This window comes from Bradyrhizobium sp. USDA 4369 (genome assembly GCF_054056435.1).
Genome location: NZ_JBSRYH010000001.1, coordinates 3021039 through 3036079, shown reverse-complemented (window position 1 = coordinate 3036079; position 15041 = coordinate 3021039). Strand labels below are relative to the sequence as shown.

Annotated in this window: 9 protein-coding genes and 1 pseudogene; 7 read left to right on the top strand and 3 right to left on the bottom strand. The window is 65.5% G+C overall.

Features of this window, described 5'->3' with window-relative positions:
• The first annotated feature begins 19 nt into the window (after positions 1 to 19).
• A complete protein-coding gene (locus tag ACVIJ6_RS13770) occupies positions 20 to 421 on the top strand; it encodes a PTS sugar transporter subunit IIA (protein ID WP_006611446.1) in 402 nt (133 codons plus the stop codon).
• A complete protein-coding gene (locus ACVIJ6_RS13765) occupies positions 418 to 747 on the top strand; it encodes an HPr family phosphocarrier protein (RefSeq protein ID WP_012047136.1) in 330 nt (109 codons plus the stop codon). Before ACVIJ6_RS13770 ends, ACVIJ6_RS13765 begins: the two co-directional genes overlap by 4 nt.
• Positions 748 to 1415: 668 nt before the next feature.
• Here ACVIJ6_RS13765 and ACVIJ6_RS13760 read toward each other — a convergent pair.
• Positions 1416 to 3020, bottom strand: coding sequence for a glycosyltransferase family 39 protein (locus ACVIJ6_RS13760; RefSeq protein ID WP_456773112.1), 1605 nt, complete (start codon positions 3018 to 3020; stop codon positions 1416 to 1418).
• 116 nt (positions 3021 to 3136) lie between these two features.
• Between ACVIJ6_RS13760 and lepA the strand changes: the two genes are divergently transcribed.
• Both lepA and ACVIJ6_RS13750 read left to right on the top strand, forming a co-directional pair.
• On the top strand, positions 3137 to 4948 hold the full coding sequence (gene lepA / locus ACVIJ6_RS13755; RefSeq protein ID WP_456773111.1) for a translation elongation factor 4: 1812 nt from the start codon (positions 3137 to 3139) through the stop codon (positions 4946 to 4948).
• Positions 4949 to 5267: 319 nt separating this feature from the next.
• A complete protein-coding gene (locus ACVIJ6_RS13750) occupies positions 5268 to 7235 on the top strand; it encodes a methyl-accepting chemotaxis protein (protein WP_456773110.1) in 1968 nt (655 codons plus the stop codon).
• A gap of 135 nt (positions 7236 to 7370) precedes the next feature.
• On the opposite strand, the pseudogene ACVIJ6_RS13745 reads toward ACVIJ6_RS13750, so the two are convergent.
• Positions 7371 to 9580, bottom strand: a pseudogene (locus ACVIJ6_RS13745) (putative bifunctional diguanylate cyclase/phosphodiesterase).
• A 409-nt stretch (positions 9581 to 9989) separates the two neighbouring features.
• On the opposite strand from ACVIJ6_RS13745, the gene mepA reads away from it, so the two are divergent.
• Positions 9990 to 10931, top strand: coding sequence for a penicillin-insensitive murein endopeptidase (gene mepA / locus ACVIJ6_RS13740; protein WP_456773109.1), 942 nt, complete (start codon positions 9990 to 9992; stop codon positions 10929 to 10931).
• Positions 10932 to 11095: 164 nt separating this feature from the next.
• On the top strand, positions 11096 to 11611 hold the full coding sequence (locus tag ACVIJ6_RS13735; RefSeq protein WP_456773108.1) for a hypothetical protein: 516 nt from the start codon (positions 11096 to 11098) through the stop codon (positions 11609 to 11611).
• A 42-nt stretch (positions 11612 to 11653) separates the two neighbouring features.
• On the opposite strand, the gene ACVIJ6_RS13730 is transcribed toward ACVIJ6_RS13735, so the two are convergent.
• Entirely contained in the window at positions 11654 to 13447 is a 1794-nt protein-coding gene (locus tag ACVIJ6_RS13730) for a potassium/proton antiporter (protein WP_456773107.1), read from the bottom strand.
• A 208-nt stretch (positions 13448 to 13655) separates the two neighbouring features.
• Here ACVIJ6_RS13730 and ACVIJ6_RS13725 point away from each other — a divergent pair, with 208 nt between their 5' ends.
• Positions 13656 to 14975 carry a mechanosensitive ion channel family protein gene (locus ACVIJ6_RS13725; RefSeq protein ID WP_456773106.1) on the top strand — a complete coding sequence of 440 codons (1320 nt, stop codon included), beginning with the start codon at positions 13656 to 13658 and terminating at the stop codon, positions 14973 to 14975.
• Positions 14976 to 15041 lie beyond the last annotated feature (66 nt).

Here is a 15041-nt window from a genome sequence, read left to right as displayed (position 1 = left end):
CGCCCGCGAGGAGTAACCGATGATTGGCCTGGTACTGGTGACCCATGGGCGCCTCGCCGACGAGTTCCGAGCGGCGCTCGAACACGTGATGGGTCCTCAAAAACAAATCGAAGCGGTCACGATTGGCGCCGACGATGATTCCGATCTCTGTCGCAGCGACATCATCGAAGCCGTGAACCGCGTGGATACCGGCGACGGTGTCGCCATCCTCACCGACATGTTCGGCGGCACGCCGTCGAACCTCGCCATCTCATGCATGAGCCGGCCCAAGGTCGAAGTGCTCGCGGGCATCAACCTGCCCATGCTTGTCAAGCTGGCCAAGGTGCGCGAGGAACGCTCGCTGCCCGACGCGATCGCCATGGCCCAGGAGGCCGGGCGGAAATACGTGACCATCGCCAGCCGGGTGCTTGCCGGCAAATGAGCGACGAGGACGCGCCGCAGGACAATATCGCCGGGCCGGCCGTGCCCGCTGGCGCTTTGTCGCGGGAGCTCCTGATCACCAACAAGCGCGGCCTGCATGCGCGGGCCTCAGCGAAGTTCGTGCAGACGGTCGAGCGCTTCCAGGCCGAGGTCTGGGTCACGCGCGGCGGCGAGACCGTCGGCGGCCGCTCGATCATGGGCCTGATGATGCTGGCGGCGGCACCCGGGACCAAGATCCTGGTGTCCGCGACTGGCCCCGAGGCCGAGGCGGCGCTGCAGGCGATCACCGACCTGGTGAACGACAAGTTCCACGAAGAAGGCGTGTGAGGGGCTCCCGAAACTCGCTTCGCTGCGACGATGGGGCGTTCGCCCCAAAACTGCGCCTATCCTCGCCTAGCGACACGGTCCGGATGGCATGTCCAATAGCTCCATTCGGCTGAGCGAGGCAGACCTGCGGGCCGTGGCTGAATACGCGGCCGTATGTGCCCTTCCCACGCTGGCGATCTTCGAACGCGACCGAGCGGATGATTGTCGTGCACGAGCCGCAATCCAGGCCGCCCGAAGCTTCGCGAGCGGTGGGAACCGGACCAAATCCTCCGGGACAGCGCGTGGGCGGCGCAGCGGGCGGCAATTGAGGCCCGCGATGAGGGGTTACGCGCGGCCTATGAGGCTGCTCGCGCAGCGCTCGCCGCGGCGGGCGCGGGCTTCCTTCATCCCCTCCCCAACCCTTCCCAGGTCAAGCACATTCTCGGAGCTGCTGGCCACGCGGCACGCGCTTTCGAAATCTCGGCCGAAGACGTTCCCGCCGTCGGCGCTGACTACCTCGCACGAGCACGGCTTCTTGCTTCCCAGGAGGTCGTGGACGTCCTCAGACGTTATCCTGGTCCACCGCCCGGGGGAGGCCGGGTCGGAGAGTTGATCCGCCAGCTCGACACCCTGCTCCGGTGATCGAGAGGCCTCGCGCGCAGGGGAGCTGGGCCGGGACGACAGCTGAGCTATGCTCCCGGCCCCTGAATATACACCTTCCAAACGATTGCAGGACCCGCTTGGCCGTGGAAGAAGCGCTGGGTCGTCATGACCAGAGGCTCGGCCTTGGGCGCCTCCTTGGCCATCCAGGCCTCGCAGGCCGCGATCCGGTTGTCGGTGGTGTCGCAGATGCCGATGAAGCCCTCGTGCTTCAGGTCCTCCAGCGTGCTCAGGCCGGAGCTCCAGGTCTCCTCCGCCGTGTAGGGCACCGTGAACGGCCGCGGGTGATCCTGGCTGTAGAACGTCATCGGCGTGTTCATCTCGGAAAAGCCGGCTACCAGCGGCCAAGGCGAGCCGAACCGGGCATGCCAGGCCTTGGTCAGCTCCCGCGCCAGCTCCGAACGGGCGCCGTAGCCGGTGGCGCCATTCGGATTGGCGGCCATCTCGCGCTGGGCAATCCAGGGCGAGGCGAGCAAGGTGAGCAGCGAGAGCACCAGCCAGACGGCGGCGAGTCGCGGCAGCATGACCGATCGCAGCCGCAGCGCGGGGATCGCGACCAGGGCCAGCGGCACCAGGAAGAACAGCGAGATGCCCCAATCGGTTTTCATATAGATCGTGAAGGCGAGGCCGCCGAGCGGCGGCCCGATGGCAACGATCGCCTGCACCAGCCAGACATTGATTGCCTGGCTCACATTCACACCGGGATGAGGACCACGCCGCCAATTGTGGAGCGCGACGCGCGGCGGCCAGGCAAGCACCGCCGCGGCCAGCGCGATCGGCAAGGCCAGCAACGCCGCATTATGACCGACATAGCCGAGCACCAGCCCGGCGGCACGGCCGCGATCCGACAGTGAATAGACGTCGCCGGCATAAGTGAGCGGGACGAAATCGACCTGCCACAGCCAGACCAGATGCGGAATCATCGCAACCAGCATCGTGGCGATGGCGACCCAGGGGGCGGGCGAGGCCAGAAAGCGCAACCGGTCCGGATGCAGCAGCGCCGCGAGCCCGATCGCGCCGATCATCGTCAGCACCCAATATTTGGTCATCATCGCGGCGGCACCGGCGAGACCGAGCCAGACACCGGAGGCGACGCTGCGCTTCTCGAAGGCGTGGAGATAGGCCAGCACCACCAGCGGCAAGGTCAGCAGCTGGACCAGGTCGGCATTGTATTTGAAACCCTTGAAATTGAAGATCGGGTACAGTGCGACCATCACCAGGACGAAGAACGCCCGGCGCCGGTCGACCACTTTCAGGCTTGCGAACCAGACGACGACAAGCCCGCTGCTGGCCATCGCCATCGCCAGCGCGTAGGTCGCCCAGTCCTTGACCGGAAACACCATGAACCACAGGCCCGCGATCCAGCCCGACAGCGGCGGATGCTTGCCATAGCCCAGCAGGAAGCGGCTGCCCCAGGCATAGGCCTCGGCGACATCCATATGGATGTCCTGAGCCGCCTTCAGATTGGTCAGGATCGCCGTCCACAGCACGGCGTGGACGACGGCGAAGCAGATCACGACCCAGACCGAGCTTGCCGGCACGGTGGCGCGCGCCACCAGCCAGGCGGCGAAGCGCTGCGGTCCGAAACGGCCGCGCAGGCGCGCCGTCAGAGGCGGAAGAGAGGTACTCGACATCCGCCCTCGGTAGCCTGTTTTCGGCGCCCGGGGAATCAGCTTGGCGTGAAGAAAGGCCCTGGAAATTCAGCAATATGGTTGCTGGTTGGGGGCTCGGGATGCTATCTGCGCGACCCATGACGACCGTCCCCATTCCCAACATCCGCAACTTCTCCATCGTCGCCCATATCGACCATGGAAAGTCCACGCTTGCCGACCGCCTGATCCAGATGACCGGCGGCCTGTCGGACCGCGAGATGGCGGGCAAGGAGCAGGTGCTCGATTCGATGGACATCGAGCGCGAGCGCGGCATCACGATCAAGGCGCAGACCGTGCGCCTGCAGTACCGCGCCAAGGACGGCAAGGATTACATCTTCAACCTGATGGACACGCCCGGCCACGTCGACTTCGCCTACGAAGTGTCGCGGTCGCTGGCGGCTTGCGAGGGCTCGCTGCTGGTGGTCGACGCCAGCCAGGGCGTCGAGGCACAGACCCTCGCCAACGTCTACCAGGCGCTCGACAACAATCACGAGATCGTCCCGGTCCTCAACAAGATCGATCTGCCCGCGGCCGAGCCGGAAAAGATCAAGCAGCAGATCGAGGACGTGATCGGCATCGACGCCTCCGATGCTGTCATGATCTCGGCCAAGACCGGCCTCGGCATTCCCGACGTGCTGGAAGCCATCGTCACCCGGCTGCCGCCGCCGAAGGGCGACCGCGAGGCGACCCTGAAGGCGCTCCTGGTCGACAGCTGGTACGACGTCTATCTCGGCGTCGTCGTGCTGGTGCGCATCGTCGACGGCGTGATGAAGAAAGGCCAGCGCATCCGCATGATGGGCACCGGCGCGGCCTATGACGTCGAGCGCGTCGGCTTCTTCACCCCGAAGATGCAGCAGGTCGACGAGCTCGGTCCCGGCGAGGTCGGCTTCATCACCGCGGCGATCAAGGAAGTCGCCGACACCCGCGTCGGCGACACCATCACCGACGACCGCAAACCGGTCTCGGACATGCTGCCGGGCTTCAAGCCGGCGATCCCGGTGGTGTTCTGCGGCCTGTTCCCGGTCGACGCCGACGATTTCGAAACGCTGCGCGCGGCGATGGGCAAGCTCAGGCTCAACGACGCCAGCTTCTCGTTCGAGATGGAGACCTCGGCCGCACTCGGCTTCGGCTTCCGCTGCGGCTTCCTCGGTCTCCTGCACCTGGAGATTATCCAGGAGCGGCTGTCCCGCGAGTTCGACCTCAACCTGATCGCCACAGCGCCAAGCGTCATCTACAAGATGAAGCTGACCGACGGCCAGGAGATCGAGATCCACAACCCGGTCGACATGCCCGACGTGGTCAAGATCGCCGAGATCCAGGAGCCGTGGATCGAGGCGACGATCCTGACGCCGGACGAATATCTCGGCAGCGTGCTCAAGCTGTGCCAGGATCGCCGCGGCAATCAGAACGAGCTGACCTATGTCGGCTCTCGCGCGATGGTCAAATACGACCTGCCGCTGAACGAGGTGGTGTTCGACTTCTACGACCGGCTGAAGTCCGTGTCCAAGGGCTACGCCTCGTTCGACTATCATCTCACCGACTACAAGCCGGCCGACCTCGTGAAGATGCAGATCCTCGTCAACAACGAGCCGGTCGATGCGCTGTCGATGCTGGTGCACCGGACGCGTGCGGAAGGCCGCGGCCGCGCCATGGTCGAGAAGATGAAGGACCTGATCCCGCCGCACATGTTTCAGATCCCGATCCAGGCGGCGATCGGCGGCAAGGTGATCGCGCGCGAGACCGTGCGGGCATTGCGCAAGGACGTCACCGCGAAGTGCTATGGCGGCGACATCACCCGCAAACGGAAGCTTCTGGAGAAGCAGAAGGAAGGCAAGAAGAAGATGCGGCAGTTCGGCAAGGTCGACATCCCGCAGGAAGCCTTCATCGCCGCGCTCAAGGTCGATAGCTGAGGCCGAGGCCGCGGCGCGCTGTTCCGGCGCGCTGTTCCGTCAACGCGTCTCGCAGCTTCGCACGCGCGGCTGCTCCAGCGGCTCCGACGATAACGCTTTGACGCATTGTTCCGAGTGCGCCCGTCCCGGTCATCGAGGTCTGTGCGTCGACGTCGACCTCAATCATGAGAAGAATTACTTTGTAGCGTCAGCCAGAGGATGCACACTCATGAGGCGATCTACGCGAGTTTCACTGACAAATCCGAGTTCCCGTAAATCTACGGTATCTGTTCCTTAATGGTATTTTGGGACGCTTTGCGGCGTAGCAAGGAATGCCCCAATGTCCCGCCTTCGGTCGATCTCCGCCCGTCTCATCATTGCCCTGTCGCTCACCGTGGCCATTGCCTGTGCCGTGCTCGGCACCTTCTCCGTCGTCCAGCAGCGCGCTCTGACCCGCCTCGCGCTGGAGCAGCAGCTCAAGCTACAGTTCGACAGTGTGACCGCCGGCATCGATTACGAAGGCCGCGCTGCGCTCGCGGTGAGCGCGACCCTGGCCGCGCTGCCGCCGGTCGCCGACGCCTACCTTAAGGGCGACCGCGACGCGCTGGGCGCGTTGCTCGGCGGCGCGATGACCTCGCTGAAGGCGCAAGGCATTCCGCTGGTCAATGTGTGGGCACCGCCCGCCACCAATTTCTATCGCGTGCATGAGCCGAAATTGTTCGGCGACGACACCTCCAAGCGGCGGCTGACCGTGGTGCAGGCCAACCAGACCGGGCGGCAGATCGCCGGCGTCGAGCAGAGCCGGGTGTCGCTTGGCATTTTCGGCATGACACCGATCATGCGGGACGGCAAGGCCATCGCCACCGTCGATGTCGGCGCGGCCTTCGGCAAGGAGTTCGTCGATCGCGCCAAGCAGCGCTTCGGCATCGATCTCGCCGTCTATTGGATCGATAGCGGCCAGCCGAAGCGGCTGTCCTCGACCTTCGGCGACGATGTCGTCGCCACGCCCGAGGAGGTGCTCGCGGTGTTCAAGGGCGGGCCGCTGCAGCGGGACGGGATCCTGTCAGGCCGGCCGGCTGCGGTCTATGTCGGCCAGATCAGGAACTATGCCGGCGATCCGATCGCCGTGCTCGAACTGATCAAGGACACTACCGCCTATGAGGCCGCAGCCGCCGGCGCGCAACACCAGCTGATCATCGGCACCATCGTCATCCTGCTGCTCGCCGTCATGGTCGCGCTGTTCGTGGCGCGCGGCATCTCGCGTCCGCTGGTGGAAATCACAGCCGTCATGCACCGGCTGTCGAGCGGCGACACCGAGGTCGCGATTCCTGGCGGGCAGCGCAAGGATGAACTCGGCACCATGGCCCAGGCCGTCGACGTCTTCCGTCGCAACATGATCGAAACCAATGCATTGCGCGAGGCGCAGCAGGCGACGCAGCAGCGCGCCGAGCAGGAGAAGCAGGCGCTGCAGCGGCAGATGGCCGACCGGTTCGAGGCCGACGTCAAGGGCGTGGTGTCCACTGTGGCCAAGGCGACCGCAGACATGGAGCGCGTCGTCAACGAGATCACCGCCAGCGTCAACGGCACCTCGCAACGCGCCGCGGCGGCGGCCGCCGCCTCCGAGGAAGCATCCAGCGGCGTGTCGACCGTGGCGGCCGCCTCCGAGGAGCTCGCATCGTCGGTCAGCGAGATCGGCCGCCAGGTGACGCATTCGAGCAAGGTGGCCGATGCCGCCGTGATCAAGGCGCGGCAGACCACCGAGATGGTCGGCAGCCTCGCTGCCGCCGCCGAGAAGATCGGCGATGTGCTGCGCCTGATCGATGCGATCGCGAGCCAGACCAACCTGCTGGCGCTCAACGCCACGATCGAGGCGGCGCGCGCCGGGGAAGCCGGCCGCGGCTTCGCCGTCGTAGCCGCCGAGGTCAAGGAGCTGGCCGGACAGACGGCGAAGGCGACCGAGGAAATCGCCGGCCAGGTCACCTCGATCCAGGCGGCCACGTCCGACTGCGTCACCGCCATCGGCGGCATCAGCACCACGATCCAGGAGATCAGCGGCATTGCCGCGACCATCGCAGCCGCAGTCGAGCAACAGGGCTCGGCCACGCGCGAGATCGCGCGCAGCGTCCAGCAGGTGGCGACAGGTACGGCGGACGTGTCGCAGAACGTGGTCGGCGCCAGCGATGCCGCCGAGCAGTCGCGCCGGTTGGCCGACGGCGTGATGGCCGCAACGCGCGATCTCGGGAAACAAGCCGACGAGTTGTTCAGAAGCGTCGACACGTTCCTGGCTGGCCTGCGCAGCGCCGCCTGACGGCCTGCGGGGCCCCGAGACCCGTGCAACTACGAAAGAGCTCCGTTGCGGATCGGTCGCAGCGGGGCTCTTTCTTTCATGTCGCATGCCGCTCGCCTGCTGGCGACCGATCGTCAACCGATCGCCTGGCGGGCCTCAGGCCACCATCACCCGGCGGTCGGCCGCCGATTGCGCCTCAAGCAGGCCGACGATCTCGGCATTCGGCCTGGGACGGCTGAACAAATAGCCCTGTCCCTCATGGCAGCCTTCGGCGCGCAGACAGCGCAGCTCCGCCTCGGTCTCGACGCCCTCGGCCGTGATGGTCACGCCAAGCCCCTTGCCGAGGCTGACGATGGAACGGACGATCGCCTGCGCCTCACGGTTGGCGGCGAGATCGCGGATGAACGACTGATCGACCTTGATCTTGTCGAAGGGGAAGCTGCGCAGATAGCTCAGGCTGGAATAGCCGGTCCCAAAATCATCCATCGAGATGCGCACCCCGAGCGCGCGCAGCGCATGCAGCGTCGCCAACACCTGGCCGCTCTTTTCGAGCACCAGCGTCTCGGTGATCTCGAGCTCGAGGCGGCTCGGCGGCAGACCCGACTGCTTCAGCACGTCCATGACCAATGACAGCACGTTGCCAACGCGGAACTGCAGCGGCGACATGTTGACCGCGACCCGGACCTCGTCCGGCCAGTTCGCGGCATCGTTGCAGGCGCGGCGCAACATGACGCGACCGAGCGCGGAGATCAGGCCGGTGTCCTCGGCGACCGGGATGAACTCGGACGGCGGGATCATGCCGCGCTCCGGATGCGGCCAGCGCACCAAGGCCTCGAAGCCGGTGATGCGCCCGGTCGAGAGGTCGATCAACGGCTGGTAATAGGGCTGCAGCACATCATGCTGGATGGCGTCCCGCAGCTCGATCTCGATCTTGCGCCGGCTTTGCGCGCGCGCATCCATTCCGGTCTCGAAATAGCTGAAGCTGCCGCGCGTCTCGGTCTTGGCGCGCGACAGCGCCATGTCGGCGTTCTTCAGCAGCTTCTCTGCGTCGTCACCGTCGTTCGGCGCCATCGCGATGCCGACGGTCGCCCCGATGGTCACGGAGCTGCCGTCGATCAGATAGGGATCGGCGATCGCCTGCAGCAGCCGGCGGCAAAGCTGGGCTGCATCCTCCGGCCGGGCCAACCCGCTATGGACGATGGCGAACTCGTCCGAATTCAAGCGCGCGACAACGTCTTCCTGGCGCAGGATGGAGCGCAGCCGCTTGCCGACCCGCGCAGCAGGCGGTCGCCGGCCGCATGACCCAGCGTGTCATTGATCGATTTGAAATTGTCGAGCCCGAGCACCAGCACCGCCATCTTCTCGGAACCGCGCCGCATCTGCCCGAGCTTGTCCTCGATCTTCTGACGCAGCAGGTTTCGGCTCGGAAGGCCCGTCAGCGCATCATGCTGCGCCAGGAAGGCCAGCCGCGCCTCGGCGCGCTTGCGCTCGGTGATGTCCATCAGCGCCAGCAGCACGGCAGGCTGTTCGTTGTGAACCAGATGGCGCGAGTAGATCGCAAGGTCGATCAGGGCGCCGTCGGCACGAACATGCTTCCAGGTCCGGGCCGCCTGCTCGTCGCCGGAATGCTCCGCCGCCCAGGGCGGTTCGCTCTCATAGGCCTGCAGATTGCGGATGTTGAGCTGCTCGAATGCTGCCCGGCTGTAGCCGTAATGCTGGGCGGCCGCCTCGTTGACGCCGAGCACGCGGCCATCACTCCTGGCGCATACGATCATCGGCACCGGATTGCCGTCGAACAGCAGCCGGAATGATTCCTCCCGCTGCTTCAGCTCGGTGATGTCGACCCGCAGCCCGACGATGCCGCCGTCGCTGGTGAGACGCTCATCGATCAGGATCGTGCGGCCATCCGCAAGCCTCTGTTCGTGCCGGCCCTTCGGTCGAAACAGCTTCTCGAGGCGCTCGGCGATCCATTCATCCTCGCGACCGACGGCTTCCGGATAGTCGCCACGCGCCACGCCGATCCGGATCGTGTCCTGCAGCCGGGCACCGGGCTTGAAGAGATCCGAACTGCGATTGTAGATCTCGGCGTATTTCTTGTTCCAGAGGATGTAGCGCCCCTCGGAATCGAGGAACACGATCCCTTCGGGGAGAATGTCGATCGCCTCGATCAGCCGGTCGTGGGCCTTCTCCGCCTCGGCGATCGCGGCTTCCGCCTCGGCACGTCTGCCGGCGACCTCATCGATGACGGCAGTCGTCCCCAGGTTGTGCTGTGCCAGCTTCGGGGTTGGCTTGACCGGGCGGATCGCATCACGAGCACGGGGCACGCGATTGAGCTTCTTGGGCTTAATTGGCCGAACGGGCCGCATCGCGTGCCTCACTCTCCTTCTCGGCGGGCAGTCTTCGGCCAAGTGTCTGAAAAAATGGTATCTCGATGCAGAAGGCCGCAGCCGCCAGTTACGTGTAACCAATCGCACACTCTCGTATAGCGAGAGATGATAACTCGGAGAGCTATCAACCAAGAGCTGTTCTACAACCGAGGGTAAGTGCGCGCGGTTGCCGGAGAACACAAAAGACACGCATTCCGTGTGAGCCGCACCAGGACGACGCCCATCTACTGAACAAACTCAGGTAATTGAGCCTTGTTCGGCGGGTTCCTCCAATTCAAGAGCAGGGTTACGGGACGGTAAATCGCACGATCAGTCAGCGGGCAAAGGCAGCGAGGTCCTGGCGCTCGCCTGACCTTTCCTGGGGGACAGCAGCCGCTAGACTGGCGCCATGCATGTCCGCCTGATTCTGGTTGCCATCATGAGTTCAGCCGCACTCACCGCAGCCACGCCGACTCATGCCCAAGACAAGGGGACCGTGGAGCCGAAGGCGCTTCCACCCCTGGTCCACCCCGACGATCCCACCACGCCGGCCAAGGAGTTGTTCGCCCGCAAGCTGTTGCCGTCGGCCCAACCGACCAAGGTGATCGGCACCTATAATCGGGGCTGCATCGCCGGTGCCGAGCGAATGCCGATCAACGGCGAGGGCTGGCAAGTGATGCGGCTGTCCCGCAACCGCAATTTCGGTCACCCTCTGATGATCGCGCTGCTCAAGCGCCTGGCTGCCCGCGCGCACAAGGATGCCGGCTGGCCCGGGATCCTTGTCGGCGATATCGGGCAACCGCGCGGCGGGCCGGCGCTGAGCGGCCATGCGAGCCACCAGATCGGGCTCGACGCCGACATCTGGCTGACACCGATGCCCGAGCACCGGCTGTCGCGCAATGAGCGCGAGGAGATGTCGGCGGTGATGATGGTGCGAGAGGACCGGCTCGACGTCGATCCGCGGGTGTTCACCCGGGGCCATCTGGCCGTGATCCGCGCCGCCGCGCAGGAGCCGTCGGTGCAGCGCATCTTCGTCAATGCCGCCATCAAGAAGGCGCTGTGCCGCGACGCCAAGGGCGATCGCGGCTGGCTGACCAAGGTGCGGCCGTGGTGGGGCCACGACTACCACTTCCACATCCGGATGGTCTGTCCGCCGGGCAATCCCGACTGCCACGGCCAGACCGATCAGGAGGGCGGCGACGGCTGCAACGAGCTCGATTATTGGTTCTCGGATGCGGTGCTGCATCCACCGCCGCCGAAGGAGCCGCCCAAGCCGCCGCAGCCGATCACCATGGCGCAACTGCCACCGAGCTGCCGCGCGGTGCTGCATGCGCCGGACGCCAAGAATTGAGCCGCGAGACGCGCAGAAGAGAGTCGCGGCGGCGCACGCCGATCCGCTAGACTGAATGCATCACGCCGTAAGCGTGATGTTCGCAATCGGGATGACGGTCCCCGCCAGGCAACGATGTGACGTGCGGCTGTCTCGCTGCACGACCTATTTTGGACGAGTCCGTCATGATCCGGTTCCGCCTCTCCGCGACCGCCTCTCTCCTCGCGCTCATCGTCAGTCATGCCAGTTTCGCGGCCGAGCCGAGCGGCTGCGACAAGTTCAAATGGGACATCGCGCGCGAGCGCGCCGCATTGACGGCGGCCGACCGCCAGAAGCTCGAGTCCGGCGTGGACCTCGCAGCGGTGCCCGCTGCCGGCCTGTTGCTGACCTTGCGCCCGCTCGCTGACGCCAAGCTGCCGAACGCGCCGGAACGCTCGCCGAAGGACGGCACGTTCGCCGGCGCCATCCGCATCAGCGGCACGCCGAAGGCGGGCGTCTACACCGTGAGTCTGTCGGCGCCTGCCTGGATCGACCTCGTGCAGGACGGCAAGATCCTCAAGCCACTCACCTTCAGCGGCGCCACCGATTGCGACGGCATCCGCAAGACCGTGAAATACGAGCTCGGCGCGCAGCCTTTCGTGCTGCAGCTCAGCGGCGCGCCGCAGGCGGCGATCTCTCTCGCCGTCCTGCCCGCGGAGTGAGGCGGACCGGCCGGCCGACCGCGCGATCAGCGCCTCGCCCCCTCACACACCCGCCACCGAGGACCAGACATCGGCGAGCCTGCGCTTGACTTGCTCCTTGCGCGTCAGCACCGGCACTGGCTCCTCATCCTCCGGCAGGCGCAGGCCGACGACATTGACGCGGCCGCCGGAGATCGAGCGGGCGACCAGCACGATGGTGTCGAGCGCGACCGTCGCCCCTTCTTTCGGGGCATTGTCGAGATGGATGTCGAAATAATCGGCCAGAGTCAGTCGCTCTTCGCCCTCGCCGAGCTTGACCCCGTAGATGCCGGCGACCTCGTCGAGCGTGTGTTCGGCCGAGACCATGAAGTCGCCGAGCAGATGCGGATCGGGCGCCGAGGACGGCGGCATGTCGACAAAGAAGCGGTCGAGCGACTCGGCCTTTTCGGGCGGAGCCAGCAGATACAGATAGTCGCCCGGCGCGACCGGCTCGGCCTCGGCCGGCGACAGGATCTGCTGGTTGCGGATGACCAGCGTCGGCTTCGACCAGGACGGGATCAGGCCGCGGCGGAAATACAGACTCTTCGGGCGGATCGCGTAGCCGACCAGCTGCTGCTCGAGCTGGCCGGGCAGATCCAGCTCGATGCGGCGCGGGCCGCGATCGGTGCGCGGCAGCGCCACGTGCAGCTTGCGCGCCGCCACCGCGAGCGTCCAGCCCTGCGCCAGCAGCGAGATGATCACGACGACGAACGCGACATCGAAATAGAGATAGGCGTTGGACAGGCCGACCAGCATCGGGATCGAGGCGAGGAAGATCGCGACCGCGCCGCGCAGGCCGGTCCAGGCGATGAAGGCCTTCTCGCGCCAATTGAAACGAAACGGATAAAGGCAAAAGAACACCGCGGCGGGCCGCGCCACCAGCATCAGCATCAAGGCAACCGCGATGGCCGGCAGCAGGCTGTCGAGCAGCCGCTGCGGCGACACCAGAAGCCCGAGCAGCACGAACATCACGATCTGGGCCAGCCAGGTTGCGGCGTCGAGGAAGGTCACCACCGAATTATGCGCACGCGTCGGTCGGTTGCCGATGATGATGCCGGCGAGATAGACCGCGAGAAAGCCGGACCCATGGACGATCTGCGCCATGCCGAAGATAACCAGCGCGGCCGTCGTCACGAACGGCGCGTGCAAGCCCTGCGGCAGCGCCACCCGATTGAGCCCCATCACGACCAAGCGGCCGCCGACGATGCCGAACAACGTGCCGAGCACGGCCTCACGAACGAGTTCAAACAGAAAATGCCCGAACGAGCCGTGGCCGACCGAGATCAGCTCGACCAGCATCAGGGTGAGGAAGACCGCGAACGGATCGTTGCTGCCGGACTCCGCCTCCAGCGTCGCGCCGACGCGCGGTCGCAGGCGCAGGCCTTGTGCATGCACCAGCAGGAACACGGCGGCCGCGTCGGTCGACGCGATGACGGCCCCGACCAGCAGGGCCTCGGTCCAGCCGAGGTCCAGGGCATATTTGGCGACCGGCGCCGTGATGAACGCCGTCATCAGCACACCGACGGTGGCAAGCACCATCGACGGGGCCAGCACGGTGCGGATGCTCTGGAAGCGGGTGCGCAAGCCGCCATCGAACAGGATCAGTGCGAGGGCGACCGATCCGACCAGATAAGTGGTACGGACGTCCTGAAATTCGATATGACCAGGGCCGGAATCACCCGCCAGCATGCCGATCACCAGGAACACAAGCAGCAGCGGCGCGCCGAAGCGCAGGGCCAGCAGGCTGGACAGGATGCCGGCCATGACCAGGACCGCGCCAAGAAGGATGGCAATGCTGACGGCGTCGAGTGATGTCATGAAAAAACGTTGATGAATCCGACTTTTACATCCTTATCGTCGCCACACTTGCACGCCAACCGGATTTGCTCATATCGCGGCGATTTGCCCATTTTTCCATCCTTGTGCAGGTTCGCGGTATATTTCATGGCAATCGCCAGTGACGAAAACGAGCTAAATCCTAAGCGCCGGGCGTCCCTGCCCTTCCGTTCATTTCCGAGACCCGCCGATGGACTTTGACTTAAAAGACGTTCTCGAATTCCTGCAGACCGTCGCCCGCTCCATCGGCGCCGAGGTGACCTCGCCCTGGTTCTACCTCCAGCTCGGGCTGGTGCTGAGCGGCGCGGGCATCGCCTTTGCGACCAGCGCGGCGGTGCGCGCACGCATCGACGTGACCTCGCTGGCATTGGGCTGGCCGGGCCCGCTGCGGCAGCTGCTGCGCGTGCTGCTCGAGAGCGTCACCACGGTCGTGTTCGTGATCTTGATGCGGATCGCCCGCACCGGAATGGTGCTGTGGACCTGGCCGAGCCGCAGCTATCTGCTGGCCGTCGCGCTCAAGCTCGCGATGGCCTGGCTGGTCATCCGCCTGATCACCTCGGTGATCCGCAACACCTTCATCGTCCAGATCGTGTCGATCTCGGCCTGGCTCGTGGCGGCGCTCAGCATCATCGGCCAGCTCGACAACGTCGTCGACGCGCTCGATTCGGTGTCGGTCGTGCTCGGTGGCCTCCGGCTGACGCCGCTGCTGGTGATCAAGCTCGGCGTCCTGCTGCTCGGGGTGCTCTGGCTGACCAATGTCGCCAGCAATTTCGTCGAAAGCCGCATCACGCGCTCGACCGACCTGACACCGTCGATCCAGGTGCTGCTGATCAAGATGGTCCGCATGGGCCTGATGATTCTCGGCGTCGCCATCGCGATCAGCGCGGTCGGCATCAACCTGTCGGCACTCGCGATCTTCTCCGGTGCCGCCGGTGTCGGTATCGGTCTCGGCCTGCAGCGCATCGTCGCGAATTTCGTCGCCGGCATCATCCTGCTTGCCGACAAATCGGTGAAGCCGGGCGATCTCGTCACCATCGGGGACAGTTCAGGACGGATCAGCGCCATGAACACGCGCTATATCTCGGTTGCCGCCGGCGATGGCCGCGAGTTCCTGATCCCGAATGAAGACCTGGTCACCCAGAAGGTCACCAACTGGACCTACACCGACAAGAACACGCTGGTGAAAGTGAATTTCGGCACCAATTACGATGCCGATCCGCGGGTGGTCTGCAAGCTCGCGATCGATATCGCCAACGAGACCCCGCGCACGCTGAAGTCCAAGTCACCGAGCTGCCTGCTGACGGAGTTCACCGAGGCCGGCATGAAGTTTTCGCTGACCTGCTGGATCGCCGATCCCAGCTACATGGACAGCGTCAAGAGCGAGGTGATGCTGGCGCTGTGGGAGGCGTTCAAGCGCGAGGGAATCCGGGTGCCCTACCCGGTGCGAGAGCTTCGCGTTCGCGGCGGCGCACTCCCGGTGGAAACCACCGTGGAGGTCCCGACCGGCTAGGTCACGCCGATCCGGCCGTACACCCGACTTGCACAGGCCGGCACGATCATTAAATTAGGCGATCAC

What these genes read in the sequence shown, in the direction of transcription:
- ACVIJ6_RS13770 (WP_006611446.1), top strand. Translation starts at nt 20, where the DNA reads ATGATTGGCCTGGTACTGGTGACCCATGGGCGCCTCGCCGACGAGTTC.
- ACVIJ6_RS13765 (WP_012047136.1), top strand. Translation starts at nt 418, where the DNA reads ATGAGCGACGAGGACGCGCCGCAGGACAATATCGCCGGGCCGGCCGTG.
- ACVIJ6_RS13760 (WP_456773112.1), bottom strand. Translation starts at nt 3,020, where the DNA reads ATGTCGAGTACCTCTCTTCCGCCTCTGACGGCGCGCCTGCGCGGCCGT.
- lepA (WP_456773111.1), top strand. Translation starts at nt 3,137, where the DNA reads ATGACGACCGTCCCCATTCCCAACATCCGCAACTTCTCCATCGTCGCC.
- ACVIJ6_RS13750 (WP_456773110.1), top strand. Translation starts at nt 5,268, where the DNA reads ATGTCCCGCCTTCGGTCGATCTCCGCCCGTCTCATCATTGCCCTGTCG.
- mepA (WP_456773109.1), top strand. Translation starts at nt 9,990, where the DNA reads ATGCATGTCCGCCTGATTCTGGTTGCCATCATGAGTTCAGCCGCACTC.
- ACVIJ6_RS13735 (WP_456773108.1), top strand. Translation starts at nt 11,096, where the DNA reads ATGATCCGGTTCCGCCTCTCCGCGACCGCCTCTCTCCTCGCGCTCATC.
- ACVIJ6_RS13730 (WP_456773107.1), bottom strand. Translation starts at nt 13,447, where the DNA reads ATGACATCACTCGACGCCGTCAGCATTGCCATCCTTCTTGGCGCGGTC.
- ACVIJ6_RS13725 (WP_456773106.1), top strand. Translation starts at nt 13,656, where the DNA reads ATGGACTTTGACTTAAAAGACGTTCTCGAATTCCTGCAGACCGTCGCC.